The 14,783-nt window shown below is 49.9% G+C and carries 17 protein-coding genes, 1 tRNA gene and 1 other annotated feature; of the genes, 9 read left to right on the top strand and 9 right to left on the bottom strand.

Annotation, left to right across the window (positions count from 1 at the left end):
* Position 1: 1 nt before the first annotated feature.
* From QBE54_RS10130 to QBE54_RS10090, 9 genes are all read left to right on the top strand, one after another.
* Complete coding sequence (locus QBE54_RS10130) at positions 2 to 217, top strand: hypothetical protein (protein WP_369018068.1); 216 nt, start codon at positions 2 to 4, stop codon at positions 215 to 217.
* 4 nt (positions 218 to 221) lie between these two features.
* A complete protein-coding gene (locus QBE54_RS10125; protein WP_369018067.1) occupies positions 222 to 992 on the top strand; it encodes a sigma-70 family RNA polymerase sigma factor in 771 nt (256 codons plus the stop codon).
* Positions 985 to 2,421, top strand: coding sequence for a DUF342 domain-containing protein (locus tag QBE54_RS10120; protein ID WP_369018066.1), 1,437 nt, complete (start codon positions 985 to 987; stop codon positions 2,419 to 2,421). The genes QBE54_RS10125 and QBE54_RS10120 overlap by 8 nt, the downstream gene beginning before the upstream one ends.
* Positions 2,414 to 2,728 carry a TetR family transcriptional regulator gene (locus QBE54_RS10115; RefSeq protein WP_369018065.1) on the top strand — a complete coding sequence of 105 codons (315 nt, stop codon included), beginning with the start codon at positions 2,414 to 2,416 and terminating at the stop codon, positions 2,726 to 2,728. The genes QBE54_RS10120 and QBE54_RS10115 overlap by 8 nt, the downstream gene beginning before the upstream one ends.
* Positions 2,729 to 2,737: 9 nt before the next feature.
* Complete coding sequence (locus QBE54_RS10110) at positions 2,738 to 3,016, top strand: late competence development ComFB family protein (protein ID WP_369018064.1); 279 nt, start codon at positions 2,738 to 2,740, stop codon at positions 3,014 to 3,016.
* Positions 3,017 to 3,077: 61 nt separating this feature from the next.
* Positions 3,078 to 3,171, top strand: a tRNA-Ser gene (locus QBE54_RS10105).
* Between the two features lie 34 nt (positions 3,172 to 3,205).
* Entirely contained in the window at positions 3,206 to 3,955 is a 750-nt protein-coding gene (lipB, locus tag QBE54_RS10100) for a lipoyl(octanoyl) transferase LipB (RefSeq protein ID WP_369018063.1), read from the top strand.
* A complete protein-coding gene (gene lipA, locus QBE54_RS10095) occupies positions 3,936 to 4,799 on the top strand; it encodes a lipoyl synthase (RefSeq protein ID WP_369018062.1) in 864 nt (287 codons plus the stop codon). The genes lipB and lipA overlap by 20 nt, the downstream gene beginning before the upstream one ends.
* Positions 4,796 to 5,311 carry a cyclopropane-fatty-acyl-phospholipid synthase family protein gene (locus tag QBE54_RS10090; RefSeq protein WP_369018061.1) on the top strand — a complete coding sequence of 172 codons (516 nt, stop codon included), beginning with the start codon at positions 4,796 to 4,798 and terminating at the stop codon, positions 5,309 to 5,311. Before lipA ends, QBE54_RS10090 begins: the two co-directional genes overlap by 4 nt.
* A gap of 53 nt (positions 5,312 to 5,364) precedes the next feature.
* On the opposite strand, the gene QBE54_RS10085 is transcribed toward QBE54_RS10090, so the two are convergent.
* From QBE54_RS10085 to QBE54_RS10045, 9 genes are all read right to left on the bottom strand, one after another.
* Complete coding sequence (locus QBE54_RS10085) at positions 5,365 to 5,859, bottom strand: 3-isopropylmalate dehydratase small subunit (RefSeq protein WP_369018060.1); 495 nt, start codon at positions 5,857 to 5,859, stop codon at positions 5,365 to 5,367.
* Positions 5,860 to 5,870: 11 nt separating this feature from the next.
* On the bottom strand, positions 5,871 to 7,133 hold the full coding sequence (gene leuC / locus QBE54_RS10080; protein WP_369018059.1) for a 3-isopropylmalate dehydratase large subunit: 1,263 nt from the start codon (positions 7,131 to 7,133) through the stop codon (positions 5,871 to 5,873).
* Positions 7,134 to 7,138: 5 nt separating this feature from the next.
* Positions 7,139 to 8,680 (bottom strand): 2-isopropylmalate synthase, encoded by a 1,542-nt coding sequence (locus QBE54_RS10075; RefSeq protein ID WP_369018058.1) that lies wholly within the window; start codon positions 8,678 to 8,680, stop codon positions 7,139 to 7,141.
* Between the two features lie 14 nt (positions 8,681 to 8,694).
* Positions 8,695 to 9,687: a ketol-acid reductoisomerase gene (ilvC, locus tag QBE54_RS10070; RefSeq protein WP_369018057.1), complete on the bottom strand. Its 993-nt coding sequence runs from the start codon at positions 9,685 to 9,687 to the stop codon at positions 8,695 to 8,697.
* Positions 9,688 to 9,701: 14 nt separating this feature from the next.
* Positions 9,702 to 10,187 (bottom strand): acetolactate synthase small subunit, encoded by a 486-nt coding sequence (gene ilvN, locus QBE54_RS10065; RefSeq protein ID WP_369018056.1) that lies wholly within the window; start codon positions 10,185 to 10,187, stop codon positions 9,702 to 9,704.
* A 2-nt stretch (positions 10,188 to 10,189) separates the two neighbouring features.
* Positions 10,190 to 11,872, bottom strand: coding sequence for a biosynthetic-type acetolactate synthase large subunit (gene ilvB / locus QBE54_RS10060; protein WP_369018055.1), 1,683 nt, complete (start codon positions 11,870 to 11,872; stop codon positions 10,190 to 10,192).
* A gap of 22 nt (positions 11,873 to 11,894) precedes the next feature.
* The gene (gene ilvD, locus QBE54_RS10055) at positions 11,895 to 13,550 is read right to left on the bottom strand and encodes a dihydroxy-acid dehydratase (protein WP_369018054.1); all 1,656 of its coding nucleotides are present in this window, start codon (positions 13,548 to 13,550) and stop codon (positions 11,895 to 11,897) included.
* Positions 13,551 to 13,613: 63 nt separating this feature from the next.
* Positions 13,614 to 13,830: a binding site (T-box leader), on the bottom strand.
* A 71-nt stretch (positions 13,831 to 13,901) separates the two neighbouring features.
* Complete coding sequence (locus tag QBE54_RS10050; RefSeq protein ID WP_369018053.1) at positions 13,902 to 14,075, bottom strand: hypothetical protein; 174 nt, start codon at positions 14,073 to 14,075, stop codon at positions 13,902 to 13,904.
* Between the two features lie 18 nt (positions 14,076 to 14,093).
* The gene (locus QBE54_RS10045) at positions 14,094 to 14,741 is read right to left on the bottom strand and encodes a hypothetical protein (protein ID WP_369018052.1); all 648 of its coding nucleotides are present in this window, start codon (positions 14,739 to 14,741) and stop codon (positions 14,094 to 14,096) included.
* Positions 14,742 to 14,783 lie beyond the last annotated feature (42 nt).

Here is a 14,783-nt window from a genome sequence, read left to right as displayed (position 1 = left end):
AATGCAAGGCTCAGGAAAAATTGCCCGTATTTTTGCTTTTCTGATTGCCTGGTGCGCAATTACCGTTTTTGCAGTGGTAGGTTTGCTGCGAGGGTTTTCTTTGTTTGCCCTTGTTTTGAGGGCTTTGCTGCTTGGAATCGTGGTTTTTTACCTGGTTTATTTTTACCTGAGCTGGTTTTTAACTCGCGGGGAAATCAATTCTCAAAAAGAGGAGTAGTTAAATGAAAGTGGTAACCGAAAGAGAAAAGCTCTGGGAAAGCTACTTAAAAAATGGAGACCCAAAGGCCAGGGAAGAACTGGTGGTTTCTTACCTGTATCTGGTGAAGATAGCCATAGGGAGACTGCTTTACCTTCTGCCCCCTCATGTCGACCGTGAAGACCTGGAAAGCTATGGAGTTTTGGGTCTTATCCAAGCTCTGGAACGCTTTCGCCCTCAAAAGGGTTTGAAGTTTGAAACCTATGCTCTTTCCCGTATCAGGGGTGCGGTACTCGATTACCTGCGTTCCCTGGATCCATTGACTCGCACTCAGAGAAAAAATTTGCGAGAAGTGGTTCGTGCCTGGAGGGAATTCGAAAGCCGAGAAGGTCGGGAGCCCACCCTTGAGGAGCTGGCTGAAATAGTGGGTCTTTCCATAGAAGAGCTTTCCTGGATGGTCGAGCAAAGCAGGGGAGGTTTTTTACTTTCGCTTGATGAAGAGATTCCTGGCGGTGATAACTCACTTGGAGATACCATTCGTGAGAGGCGAGAATACATCGACCCTGAGAAGGTGCTGGAGAAGAAAGAACTTATGGAAGCACTCAGTGAAGCCATTAAAGAACTCCCCGAGCGGGAAAGGTTGTGCCTTATCCTCTATTATTACGAGGGTTTGACTTTGAAAGAGATAGGGAGCATAATGGGGTTAGGGGAATCCCGTGTTTCGCAGCTCATTTCTCGAGCTCTTTTGAAAATCAAGGTAAAGATTCTCGCTTGGGAAGGGGTACGAAATGGGTGAACAGAAAAGGAAATTGGATGTTCTCGAAGAGGAGGGGCGCATTCAGCTTCTCATTCCTCAAGACCGCATGAGGGCCGAGTTGATAGTCAGGAAGCCTTTGTCTGAAGAAGAGATTAGCAACTTCGAGAGTGTAGGTGAGTTTTTGAGTCGCAAAGGTATTGTTTCGGGTCTCAAGGAAGAAGTTCTTCAAGACTCGAGTGATATTCTGAAAAAGCCTGGTTCGTATCTCCTTGCTCAGGGTAGGCTCCCCGTTCGGGGTAAGGACGGGTGGGTGAAGCTCTTCTTCGAGGAAGAAGTCACAAAAGAGATTATCAGCGAGGAAGATAGAATCAACCTTTTTGGGGTTACCAGGGTACCGGAAGTAAGACCGGGAGATTTGCTGGCTGAAATTATGCCTCCCGAAGAAGGGGAGCCTGGTGAAGATATTTTTGGCAATCCCGTTCCACCGCTTCGGGGCCGAGAGGCCAGAATAGCAGCTGGTAAAAATGCCCGGTTTTCTGAGGATGGAAAGCAGGTGTTTGCCACTATTGCAGGGCGACCACAGCTTTTGGGCAATCGGATAACTGTTCATCCAGTTTTTGAGGTGAGGGGGGATGTAGACGCCCAGACCGGGAGCGTTTCCTTTGTGGGCAGTGTGGTAGTAAGGGGAGATGTACGCAGCGGTTTTTCGGTAGATGCAGAGGGGGATATCGAAGTCTGGGGAGTGGTGGAAGCAGCTTCCTTGAGAGCAGGAGGCCACATTCATATCCGCAAAAGCTTTGTGGGTTCTGGCGCTGGTGTTGCCCAGGCTGCTGGTAACGTACGAGTAAGGATGCTTGAGAGTGCCACCATCATTGCCGGGGGAGATGTATTCATTGAGGAAGCTGCTTTGCATAGTAACGTTTCCTGTGGGGGAAACTTGATCGTTGATGGAAAGAAAGGCCTTCTGGTTGGCGGTCAGGTAAGAGCAGGGGGATGGCTGTGGGCCAAAGTGATCGGGTCACCTATGGGGACGAAGACCTTTATCGAAGTTGGTGCATCGCCTGAGCTGCGGGAAGAGTACAGAAAAACCAGAGAAGAGCTTGAGCGAATCCAGTGTGAGTTGTCCCAGACTGAAAAAGCTTTGACACTCCTTTTGCGTAAAAAAGCCCAGAGGAAGGTTCTGGACGACAGATTTACGGAAATGTTTACCAAGCTCCAGGTTACTCATGGTCTTCTGAGTAAAAAGAGAGAGTTTCTTCAGAAGCGTCTGAACGAGATTGAGGATGAATTGAGCCGGCGTGAAAGCAAGGTCCTGGTTGAAGAAAAGGTGTATCCTCAGGTCAGAATCACCATAGGCAATTTTACCTATGTGGTGCGGGAAGAGATTCCCTATGCTTCTTTTGAAGTAAAGGGAGGGGAGATAGTTTTGGGCAGTTTTGAGCGCCCGAAGGTGAGGTTGAATGGTTGATCCGGTGAATATGCAGAATACCGTCGCTCGGGTGGGAGAAGTGGCCAGGTTGCAGAATGTGCGTGAACATGCTCCTGAGCTACAGGGAGCAGCTTTCTCCCAAGAGTTGAGGAAACAGGCTGAAAGAGTTGCGGAAGAGGTCGCTAGCTCTCCGAAGAAGGAACGCCTGAAGCCACGAGAAGAGAAAGATTCAAACAAAAATGGGAAGAAAAGCCAATCGCAAAAAGCGAAAAGGAAAACAGAAAGCAGTTCCAGTGGTTCTTCTCCTGAGGATGAGCGCGGGCAGCTTCTGGATGTTAAGGCATAGGTGATTTGCATGGTAAAAAATATCCTTGAAGACGAGTTGCGCAGGTTAATTCCCCGGATTTACGAGCTGAAGCCTGAGCTCTGTCGCTGTGAGCAGTGCACAGAAGACCTTCTGGCTCTGGCCTTGCAAAAATTGCCGCCTAAATATATTTCTCGCCCGGTGGGGGAGGTTTATGCCCGGTTAGAGCTTGAGAGTGTCCAGGCTCAGGTGGATATGCTCGAAGCATTGCTACAGGCAGCAGATGTGGTGATTGCTAATCCCCGCTGTGGAAGGAAAGCCAACTCTTGAATTTTATACTGGTTAAATAGAGTTGAAAAAAATTCTAAAAATGATTATACTGTCAGGGCGAGGAGAGGTGGCCGAGTGGCTGAAGGCAATCGCCTGCTAAGCGATTAGGCGGGGTGAAACCTGCCTCGAGGGTTCGAATCCCTCCCTCTCCGCCAGCAGAAAAAGATACAGCCCGGGTGGCGCTTGAAGATGGAGCAGATTTTTTATCTCTCTCTACCGCTTGTTTCTTACCAGAAAGCCTGGGAGCTCCAGCTCTCTCTGGTGGAAAAAGTTTACAGAGAAAATCTTCCCGGTTTTTTGCTTTTGCTGGAACACCAGCCGGTGATTACCCTTGGGCGTTCCGCAAATACAGCTAACTTGCGTTTGTCCCTGGAAAGACTGCGCGAAAAGGGTATTGAAGTTTTCTGGGTGGAGCGGGGTGGTGATGTAACTTACCATGGCCCCGGGCAAATTGTGGGTTACCCCATCTTCAACCTGCGTTTTTTTGGGAAAGACGTTCACCTTTTTGTGCGTTCTCTTGAAGAGGTCTTAATCCGCTTTTTGCAGGGCTATCAGGTAGAGGGTTTTCGCTTTCCTCCTTACACCGGGGTATGGGTTAATCAGCAAAAGCCTGAGAAAATTGCTGCTATAGGCGTTGCAGTTCGGCGCTGGGTAACTTTTCATGGATTTGCATTCAATGTTTCAACCAGTCTTACTCCCTTTAGTTATATAGTTCCCTGTGGCATCCAGGGGTTTGGTGTTACCTCTCTTGAAAAGTGCACGGGAAAGGAATATTCTTTTGAAGAGCGTAGGGCCATGGGCAGGGAAATTGGAAAACTCTTTGAAGAGGTGTTTTCTTTTCCCGTGAAGGAGCTCAGTGCGGCCAGCCAGGGCGTGCTTTTGGATTTTCTCGAAAAAAACGGTAAGGAGAGTTGGTCTCTTGCTTCCCTCCTGGATTAAGAAGCGTTTTCCTCCTCAGGAAGAGCTGGAAAATATGCAGCTTCTTCTGCGTACCCTCCATCTGCACACAGTTTGTGAGGGAGCACGCTGTCCCAACATTGGAGAGTGCTTTCGCAGGGGAACTGCTACTTTCATGATTCTTGGCGAAGTGTGTACTCGTAATTGCCGCTTTTGTGCAGTGAAAAAGGGCCATCCTGCTCCCTTAGATCCTGAAGAACCGAGAAGGGTTGCTGAGGCGGCCCGCAAGCTCAATTTGCGCCATGTGGTGGTTACCTCGGTAACCCGGGACGACCTTGAAGATGGGGGAGCCTCAGTTTTTGTGCAAACTATTCGAGAGATACGCAACCTACTTCCCGGTGCCACCGTGGAGATACTGACTCCAGACTTTATGGGGAATGAAAAAGCGCTGCTCTCCATAGCTCAGGTTCCCCCGCACGTTTTCAACCACAATGTGGAAACCGTGCCCCGTCTTTATCGTGAGGTGCGTCCCCAAGCTTCCTACAACCGCTCTTTGAGAGTGCTTGAACTTGCCAAGCAGGTGATGCCTGGGGTGTTTACCAAGTCAGGCTTGATGGTGGGTTTGGGGGAAAGTCGGGAAGAGGTTATCTCGGTTCTTGGAGATTTAAGAAGTGTGCGCTGTGACATTGTCACCATAGGTCAGTACCTGCGTCCCACCATGCAGCATCTCCCGGTAGCTCGCTTTGTGCCTCCTGAGGAGTTCAAAGAGTATGAGGAAGTTGCGTATTCCATGGGTTTTCGCTGGGTGGCCAGTGGTCCCTTTGTGCGTAGCTCTTATCTTGCTGATGCCTTTTTTGCCAGCTTAGAAAAGGGTGCTCGAGAATGATCTGGTTGCTTTTGATTTTCTTGCTGGGGGCGTTTCTTTTTATAGGCTGGCTGTTGCCGGTTTTTTTTGTGGGCATTCCCTGGCAACCCACCGACATGCAACGAGTGCGGAAAATGCTTTCCATGAGCGAGGTTCGCCCGGGAGAGGTGGTTTACGACCTGGGTTGTGGAGACGGGCGCATTCTTATCTGTGCTGCTCGGGAATTTGGAGCCCGGGCGGTAGGGATCGAGCTCAACCCCTGGTTATATTTTCTGGCCAAACTCAAAGTTTTTCTCCTGGGTCTTTCTGGTCGGGTCAAGGTCTACTGGGGCAACATCCATAACTTTCCCCTTCACGAAGCCGACGTAGTCACCATTTTCCTGTTTCAGCACGTGAATGACCAGCTGGAGAAAAAATTCGCTTCTGAGCTCAAGCCGGGAGCCAGAGTCGTCTCCTACGTATGGGTGCTCAAAAACTGGGAACCAACTATGGTGGACACCGTAGGACGCCTTTACCTTTATCGCAAAGAGTAAGAGTTTAAGCAAAAGGCTGCTGGTTGGTTAGATACCCAGCAGCCTTTTGCTTTCTAACCAGCAACCTTCTTTTTAACGTAGTTCATAAGCCCCCCTTCCCGAATGATATTCTGGATGAAGGGTGGAAAGGGAGCAATGGTCAGCACCTTTCCAGTAGTCAGGTTGACGATTTCCCCTTTTTCAAAATCGATTTCCACGTCATCACCTTCGTTTATTTCTTGCGTGGCATCAGGGTGTTCTACGATGGGAAGACCAATGTTAATGGCGTTGCGGTAGAAAATGCGGGCGAAGGAATCGGCAATAATGGCCTGGACACCAGAGGCCTTTATGGATAGGGGCGCATGTTCCCGGGAAGAACCACAGCCAAAGTTTTTCCCTGCTACCAGAATGGTTTGAGGAGTGACCCGTTCTCTGAATGTGGGGTCCAGGTCCTCCATGCAGTGCTCTTTCAGGACCTGAGGGTCAGTTGTGGTGAGGTAACGGGCAGGGATTATCACATCGGTATCCACATTATCTCCATATTTGATAACTTTGCCTTTGATTTTCACCTTTGACCACCTCAAATTTTATCCGGAGCGGTAATATAGCCAGCGATAGCCGAACTAGCTACAACATAGGGGTTGGCAAGGTAGACCTCGCTTTTTACGTGACCCATTCGGCCCACAAAATTGCGGTTGGTGGTGGAAATGCAACGCTCGCCTTCGGCAAGCACTCCCAGATGCCCACCCAAGCAGGGCCCGCAAGAAGGCGGTGCAATCACTGCTCCTGCTTCCAGAAATATCTCCAGCAACCCCTCTTTTTCTGCTTGAAGCAAGACTTTAGGGCTTCCCGGGAAAATCAAAGCCCGCACCCGGGGGTGCACTTTTTTGCCCTTGAGGACCGAAGCGGCCATGCGCAGGTCCTCTATTCTTCCGTTAGTGCAGGAACCAATCACTGCCTGGTGAATTTCTATTCGGGGTAGGGAGTATACCGAGCGGGCATTTTCAGGAAGATGAGGCAAGGCTACCTGGGGCTCTATGGAGCTTACCTCTATCTCCAGTACCTCTTTCCACTCAGCGTCCGGGTCAGAGGAATATATCCGTGGTTTGCGCTTTGTTCCGGTTTGGGCCACGTATTCAAGCGTTTTCTGGTCGGCCTCCATGATTCCGTTTTTGGCTCCGGCTTCAATGGCCATGTTAGCCATTGTGAAACGCTCGTCCATGGAGAGCTCCGAAATCACCGGCCCGCAGAACTCCATGGCGCAGTAGCGAGCACCGTCTACTCCAATTTTTCCGATGGTGAAAAGAATAAGATCTTTTCCAGTTACGAACGGCTTTCTTTCTCCCCGATAAACAAATTTCATCGAAGGGGGTACTTTTAACCAGGTGGTTCCGGTTATCCAGGCAGCCGCTATATCAGTACTACCCATGCCGGTTGAAAAAGCTCCTAAAGCACCATAGGTACAGGTGTGCGAATCTGCTCCGACCACCAAATCGCCGGGTATTACCAGACCAAGTTCGGGGAGCAGCACATGCTCTATGCCCACTCGACCTCCTTCAAAAAAGTGGGGGATGCCAAATTTTTCGGCAAATTCCCGCATGAGCTTGACATTCTGTGCTGAGGCAATATCTTTGGCTGGTGTATTGTGATCAGCTACCAGGACTACTTTCTGAGGATCAGCTACCTGCTCGATGCCGTGCTTTTGCATTTCCCGAATGCTCAAGGGAGCAGTGATGTCATTGGCCAAGGCTAAATCCACCTTAACTTCCACCAAGTCTCCCGGCTGGACTCTTTCTTTTTCAGCGTGAACGGCGATGATTTTTTCAGTTATGGTCATTGCCATAGTTATCAACTCTCCTGATAATCTTTTTGGGGATTGAGTTTTTTCTCCTGAGCCATTTTGTTAATCGCTGAGAGGTAAGCCATCACGCTGGCTACCACCACGTCCTGGCTGGAGCCTCTCCCCACATACACTTTTTCGTCACCAAAGATGCGTACCAGTACTTCGCCCAGGGCTTCAGTTCCTCCAGATATGGACTGCAGGGTGAAGTTCACAAGGTCTGGAGAGATACCCAGCATTTTGCTTATCGCTTTGTAGGCAGCATCCACCGGTCCCACTCCCGTGGCCACACCTTCCAGGGTTTGTCCATCCGCAGCTTTCAATCTGACGGTTGCGGTAGGTAGGATGTTATTTCCGGAGCACACATGTACAAAATCCAGCTGGTATATTTCTTCCTGCTTGGTTATTTCTTCTGAAACAATGGTTTCCAGGTCCGCTTCGGTGATGTGTTTTTTCTGGTCGGCGAGTTGCTTGAAACGGGCAAAGGCTTTGTTAAGCTCTTCTTCACTCAAGTGGTAGCCCAGTTCTTCAAGCTTTTTGGCAAAAGCATGCCGGCCGGAGTGTTTACCCAGAACCAGCACCTTTTCCTGGCGTCCAATGAGCCGAGCATCCATTATTTCGTAGGTAAGCCGTTCCTTGAGCACTCCATCCTGATGAATGCCAGATTCATGCGCAAAGGCGTTGTCGCCCACCACTGCCTTGTTGGGCTGAACCAGCATCCCCGTAAGTTGGCTGACCAGGCGGCTGGTGCGGTAAATTTCCTGATAGTTGATATCGGTTTGAGCCTGGAAGAACTCGCCACGCACATGCAGGGCCATGACTATTTCTTCCAGTGCAGCGTTTCCGGCTCGCTCTCCGATGCCGTTTATGGTGCACTCCACCTGAGTAGCTCCACCCTGGATAGCCAGGAGGGAGTTGGCAACTGCCAGCCCCAGGTCGTTGTGGCAGTGAACTGAAATGGTTGTTTTTTCTATGCCCTTTACGTTTTTCAAGAGATATTCGATGAGCTCTTTCATTTCAAGAGGTGTGATATAGCCCACGGTATCGGGAATGTTTATGGTAGTTGCTCCTGCTTCAATCACCGCAGAATAAACCTGAGCCAAATATTCCCAGCTGGAGCGAGTAGCGTCTTCGGCTGAAAACTCCACATAAGGAGTGAAACTCTTTGCTTTCTTAACTGCCCATACTGCTTGCTCCAGAGCCTGTTCCCGGCTGAGACGCAGTTTGTGCTTGAGATGAATATCGGAAGTGGCTATGAAAGTGTGGATGATAGGTGTTTCCGCGTAACGAATAGACTCCCAGGCTACTTCAATATCTTTTTCTTTGGCCCGGGCCAGGGCACAGATGGCCGGACCCTTTATTTCCCGGGCTACAGCTTTAACGGCTTCAGCATCACCAGGTGAGGCGATGGGGAAGCCGGCTTCGATTATGTCCACATTTAGGCGGGCGAGCTGGCGGGCTATCTCCAGTTTCTCGTGGACATTCAGAGCCACCCCCGGAGATTGCTCTCCGTCTCTCAGGGTGGTGTCAAAGACCAGAATTTTTTTCAAGATGCTCACCCCCGTTATTTAGAGAGCCAGGGCATCATCCCGCGCAGTTTTTCGCCGACTTTTTCGATGAGATGCTGCTTATCTTTTTCGCGTAGGGCGTGGTAAACTGGCCGATTGGCCTGGTTTTCCAGGATCCACTCCCGGGCAAAGCTTCCGTCCTGAATTTCTTCCAGGATGCGTTCCATTTCCTCTCGCACTGCACAGTTTATGATGCGTGGTCCTCGGGTAAGGTCACCATACTCTGCAGTGTCGCTGATTACGCTGCGCATGTGGGCTATGCCACCTTCATACACCAGGTCTACAATGAGCTTCATCTCGTGCAGGCACTCAAAGTAAGCCACTTCAGGCTGATAGCCAGCTTCCACCAGGGTTTCAAACCCGGCTTTGATGAGGGCAGTCAAACCTCCGCAGAGCACAGCCTGTTCGCCAAAAAGGTCGGTTTCGGTTTCCTCAGCAAAAGTGGTTTCAATCACGCCGCAGCGGGTAGAACCGATACCTTTGGCATAAGCCAGGGCCAGGTCTTTGGCTTTACCGGTTGCATCCTGGTATACAGCGATGAGTGAGGGTACACCTTTTCCTTCCTGATACATCCTGCGCACCAGGTCTCCAGGAGCTTTGGGGGCCACCATGATGACATCCACGTCCTGAGGGGGCACAATTTGCTTGTAGTGGATGTTGAAACCGTGAGAAAACATCAGAGCTTTTCCAGCTGTAAGGTGTTTGGCGATGGATTCTTTGTAGATGGCTGGCTGGTATTGGTCGGGAGCCAGCATCTGAATGAGTTCTGCGCTTTGTGCGGCTTCTTCAGCGGATACGGGTTCAAAGCCAGCTTTTTTGGCTTTCTCATAGCCAGGAGTTCCAGGAAGTTCAGCCACAATCACCTCAAGGCCACTATCTCTCAGGTTCTGGGCTTGAGCACTTCCCTGGCTTCCAAAGCCGATGATGGCAATTTTCTTTCCTTTCAGGACCTCAAGATTTGCATCTTGATCATAGTATATTTGAGCCATGCTTTAAACCTCCTTTAAAGAGATTGATATCCTCGGGCAAGAGCGATCCTGCCCGTTCTTACCATTTCGATAATACCGTACTTTTTGAGGAGCTGCTCCAGGGCGTCTATTTTGTCCGGAGTCCCGGTAACCTCAATCATCAGACTCTTTTCAGCCACGTCCACGACCCGGGCACGGAAAATTTCGGCAGTCTGCACGATTTCCCCCCGCAGAGCAGAAGGCGCATTCACTTTGATAAGCGCCAGCTCACGGTCCACAAAGCTGGTGTTGGTGAAGTCACCCACCTTGATGGTGTCGATAAGTTTGTGAAGCTGCTTGGTTATTTGTTCCAGGATGTCTTCATCGCCTTCAACAACCAGGGTGATGCGCGATATGGTAGGATCCTGGGTGGGTCCAACTGCCAGGCTTTCTATGTTGTAGCCTCGCCGGGCAAAAAGAGAAGCAATGCGTGCCAACACCCGGGGTTTGTTTTCTACCAGAACCGATATGACGTGCTGCACAATCAACCCTCCTTTCCTGGTTCCCAGAGGATCATCTCATCCAGAGACTTGCCTGGGGGAACAAAGGGATAAACGTTTTCTTCCTCTTCAATGTGGCAGTCAACGAGCACCGGACGATCTTCAATGCTCAGTGCTTTGTTAATGGCTTCCTCAAGTTCTGCTTCGTTTTTCACACTTATGCCTTCCGCTCCGAAAGCGCGGGCAAGCTGAGCCAGGTCCGGATTTTTAAGCTGGGTGCAAGAGTAGCGCCCTTTATAGAAACATCCCTGCCATTGACGCACCATCCCTAAGTAGGAATTGTTCAGCACAAATATTTTAATGGGCAGGCAGTAGTTGCAGGCGGTAACCAGCTCCTGAATTTTCATCATAATGCTTCCATCACCCGAGAAAAGCACCACCAGCTTATCCGGATTGCCAATCTGAGCACCCACCGCTGCAGGCAGGCCATAACCCATAGTGCCCAGCCCTCCAGAACTTGCCCAGCAACGGGGTTCATCAAGGAGATAAATCTGGGCAGCCCACATCTGATGTTGTCCCACGTCAGTGACCACGATAGCCTTGCCCTTGGTTGCTTGGTACACCTTTTCAACCACCGTGTGGGGGAGAAGTTTTGCACTCTCTTTGCGGGGTGGCTGGTATTCCTTTTTCCATCCCTCTATTTCCTGAATCCATTCCGGATGTTTTTTAGATTCGACCCTTTTGAGCAACTCTTCAAGAACCAGTCTGGCATCGCCCACGATGGGTATGTGGGTTTTAACATTTTTGCCGATTTCAGCAGGGTCAATGTCAATGTGAATGATGGTCTCGGTGTTTCTGGCAAAAGTTTTCAGATTTCCAGTGACCCGGTCGTCAAAGCGTGCACCCACGGCAATGAGCAAGTCACAGTTCATTATTGCTTTGTTGGCCCAATAAGTGCCGTGCATGCCCAGCATTCCTAAGGAAAGACGATGGTGTTCTGGGAAGGCTCCCTTACCCATCAGGGTATGCGTAACCGGGATTTCCGTTTTTTCAGCGAGCTCGCGCAGTGCGCCTGAAGCACCAGCGGCAATCACGCCACCACCGATGTAAAGAAGTGGTTTTTGAGCTTTTTCGATGGCTTGGGCAGCGAGGTTGATCTGGTTAATATGGCCCTGATAGGTAGGCCGGTAACCGGGAATTTCCACTTTTTCAGGGAAGGTAAATTCTGCCTCCTGCTGTTGTACGTCTTTGGGAAGGTCAATGAGTACCGGTCCAGGACGACCGGTGGAGGCGATGTGGAATGCTTCCCTTACTATGATGGGCAATTCTTCAATATGAGTAACCAGGAAATTGTGCTTGGTTATGGGCATGGTAATGCCGGTAACGTCTGCTTCCTGGAAAGCGTCTTTGCCAATCAATTTGGTGGGCACCTGACCGGTTATGGCGACCACAGGAACTGAGTCCATGTAAGCGGTGGCTAAACCGGTGGTTAAGTTGGTTGCTCCCGGCCCAGAAGTCGCTATACAAACTCCCACCTTTCCAGTGGTCCTTGCATAGCCATCAGCTGCATGAGCAGCTCCCTGTTCATGGCGCACCAAAACGTGTTTGATTTCAGGCGTGTCAAAGAGCACATCGTAAATATCGATCACCGCACCTCCAGGATAACCGAAAATTACCTCCACACCTTCCCGCTTCAAAAGCTCTATTAACATTTTTGCGCCTTTCATCTTCAAAACCAATCACCCCTTTCTAAGCCATGGAAGCTCCTTGATGGGTTGGCCGAGCAAGCTTGGCATAACGGGCAAGAAGACCCCGGGTATATCTGGGTGGAGGAGGAACAAAGCTTTCTTTGCGTTTTTGAAGCTCTGCCTCGTCCACCAGGAGTTCTATTTTGCGCTGAGGTATATCGATGAGGATTTCGTCTCCGTCTTTGATTAAAGCAATGGGTCCTCCTTCGAAAGCCTCAGGACTTATGTGACCTATACAGGGTCCGCGTGTTCCGCCCGAGAATCGTCCATCGGTTATGAGAGCCACGTCTTTACTGAGGCCCATACCCACGATGGCTGAGGTGGGTGCTAACATTTCCCGCATGCCGGGACCACCCTTGGGACCTTCGTATCTGATGACGATGACGCTTCCTTTTTGAATCTTTCCGGCAGTTATGGCCTGCATGGCTTCTTCTTCGCTACTGAAGCATACGGCTTTACCCTTGAAAACTCGCATTTCAGGGTCTACCGCCGACTGCTTGACCACCGACCCCTCCGGAGCAAGCGAGCCGTAGAGGACGGCAATTCCTCCCTCCACAGAATGGGGATTGTCCAGGCTGCGGATGACTTCTCGATCTATGAACCTAACACTTTGCTGTATTTCCCGAATGGATTTTCCAGACACGGTCGGGTTGTCTTCGATTAACTCACCGAGTGTGCTGAGGACTGCCGGTATACCCCCTGCAAAGTGCAGGTCCTCCATGAACAGGTCACCAGCTGGGCGGAGCATTACAAGATGCGGAACTTTTCGAGAAAGTTCGTCAAAGGTATTGAGATTGATTGCTCCGTTTTCGAGCTCTTTAGCCAGGGCCAAAAGGTGCAGTACGGTATTGGTTGAGCCTCCCAGGGCAAGGTCCATGACTATGGCGTTACGCAGAGCAGAAGTGGTCATTATTTTTCTGGGAGTTATGTTTTCCCGAACCAGCTCGACGATTCTTTTTCCGCTCTGGTAAGCAATTCTCTTTTTTTCAGCAAGAACTGCCGGAGCAGTGCCACAAAAAGGAAGGCTCATTCCCATGGTTTCAGTGAGACAGGCCATGGTGTTAGCAGTGTACAAACCCTGACAGGAACCAGCACCCGGGCAGGCTTCCATCTCCAACTCATGGAGCTCTTCCAAGGTTATTTCGCCTTTGTGGTAACGCCCGGCTGCTTCAAAGGTGTCCCGGACAAAGGAAAGTCTTCTTTTCTGGTAGTGTCCGGCAAGCATGGGGCCTGCAGTTACGAATATGGCTGGTATATTGAGCCTGGCCGCTGCCATGAGCATACCAGGAGTTATTTTATCGCAATTGGTGAGGAATACAATTCCGTCCAGGGCGTGTCCTTGGACTACCGCTTCAATACCATCGGCAATGACGTCTCTACTGGGTAGGGAAAAGCGCATACCTTCGTGTCCCATGGCGATACCATCACATATAGCTGGTACGCCGAATACAAAAGGTGTTCCACCTGCTGCTTCTATGCCTCGCTCAATAAAGCGCTCCAGATTGCGCATCTCGATGTGTCCCGGCACCAGGTCCGAAAAAGCGCTGGCAATACCTATCAGGGGACGTTCCAGGGATTCGCGACAGATACCGGTTGCAAAAAACAGAGACCGGTGCGGAGCGCGATCTGGACCGACCTTTACCGCTTCGCTTTTCATCCTTACTCCTCCTTTCTGTGAAGCGTGAATTTACTAACCATTAACAAAATACCCCTCGTCCTTTTAAGGGACGAGGGGTATTCCCCGCGGTACCACCCTTTTTATCTGCGATACTCGCAGATCTCTTTCCTGCTTGCTAACGGAAGCACCGGATTGCCTACTAACCGTTCAGCTTCTCGACTCCAGGGCGAGCTTCAGCCACCGCTCGTGCCTGCTTCCAGCTCCTGCAGGCTCTCTGTGACGGAGCGAATAACCTACTTTTCCCCTTCTTCGCCTTTGCGCTATGGGTAAATGTGGGAATAACTGTAGCACAAAAGAAGCATTTGCGCAACCCCAATTTGGGAAGCTGATTTAGAAACAATTTCCAGGATTCTGACTGCTGCTTTCAAAAAGCGTTGACCCTGTTTTCAGGGCTTCCTTGCAGAGAGGATTTTCGATTTCATCTTTTGTATAGGGATAAAACTCAAAGACTCTTTGCGCACAAACCAGGGCATCTTCGGCCTCCCTGATGGTAAAGTATTCCATGGGACTTCCTTCGCTGAGTTACTTCCTGACATCCTCGAAGTTCACAATTTCTAAGATGTCTCCCCGAAATACCATGGCGTAGAGTTTCTTTCTGGTAAGTAGCTTCACCGTTTCTTCTTTCATGTTCAACCCAGCGTAAATGCCCTGCAGGACATAACCCTCAAGGTAGGGGAGGAAAGAAGGGATTTCTTTAAGCTTTTTAAGAAAATCGTCAATATACTCTTTGCGGTCAGGGTTAGCTTTTACTTCCACCACATAAGCAACTTTTTCTTTTTCGCAAAGAGCTAAAATGTCTATTTCTAAACTCTTCCCTTCTTTACGGACCAGCTTCTTTGTGTCAATCACGTCTGGAAAGACACCAAAGTACTTCTCAATGGCCTGACCTATGGAAGGAGCAAAGATGTCTTCGACCAGAGTGCCCAATCTATTAGCCAGGTTTCCCCACTGCTGGTTAAGGCTTTCGATGTTTTTCTTTGACCATTCTTTGAAATCCAACATCTCATCCTTGAATGCTTTCATCTCGTCTTTGAAATCCTTCATTTCCCTCTTGAAATCCTGCATTTCTTTCTTGAATTCCTGAAGCTCTATTTCTGTTTTTTGCTGAATGTACACTAAGCGCATCAGCGCTTCTTCGAGCTTGTCCACCCGTTCTTTGAGGGCTGCCATGTGTTATCACCTCGCTTTCATTATATCAGAGGAAACCTCTTA

It is taken from the genome of Thermatribacter velox (assembly GCF_038396615.1).
In the GTDB taxonomy this organism is placed as follows: Bacteria; Atribacterota; Atribacteria; order Atribacterales; family Thermatribacteraceae; genus Thermatribacter; species Thermatribacter velox.
The sequence above is the reverse complement of the archived record's forward strand: the minus strand, read 5'-3'. Positions and strand labels throughout refer to the sequence as shown.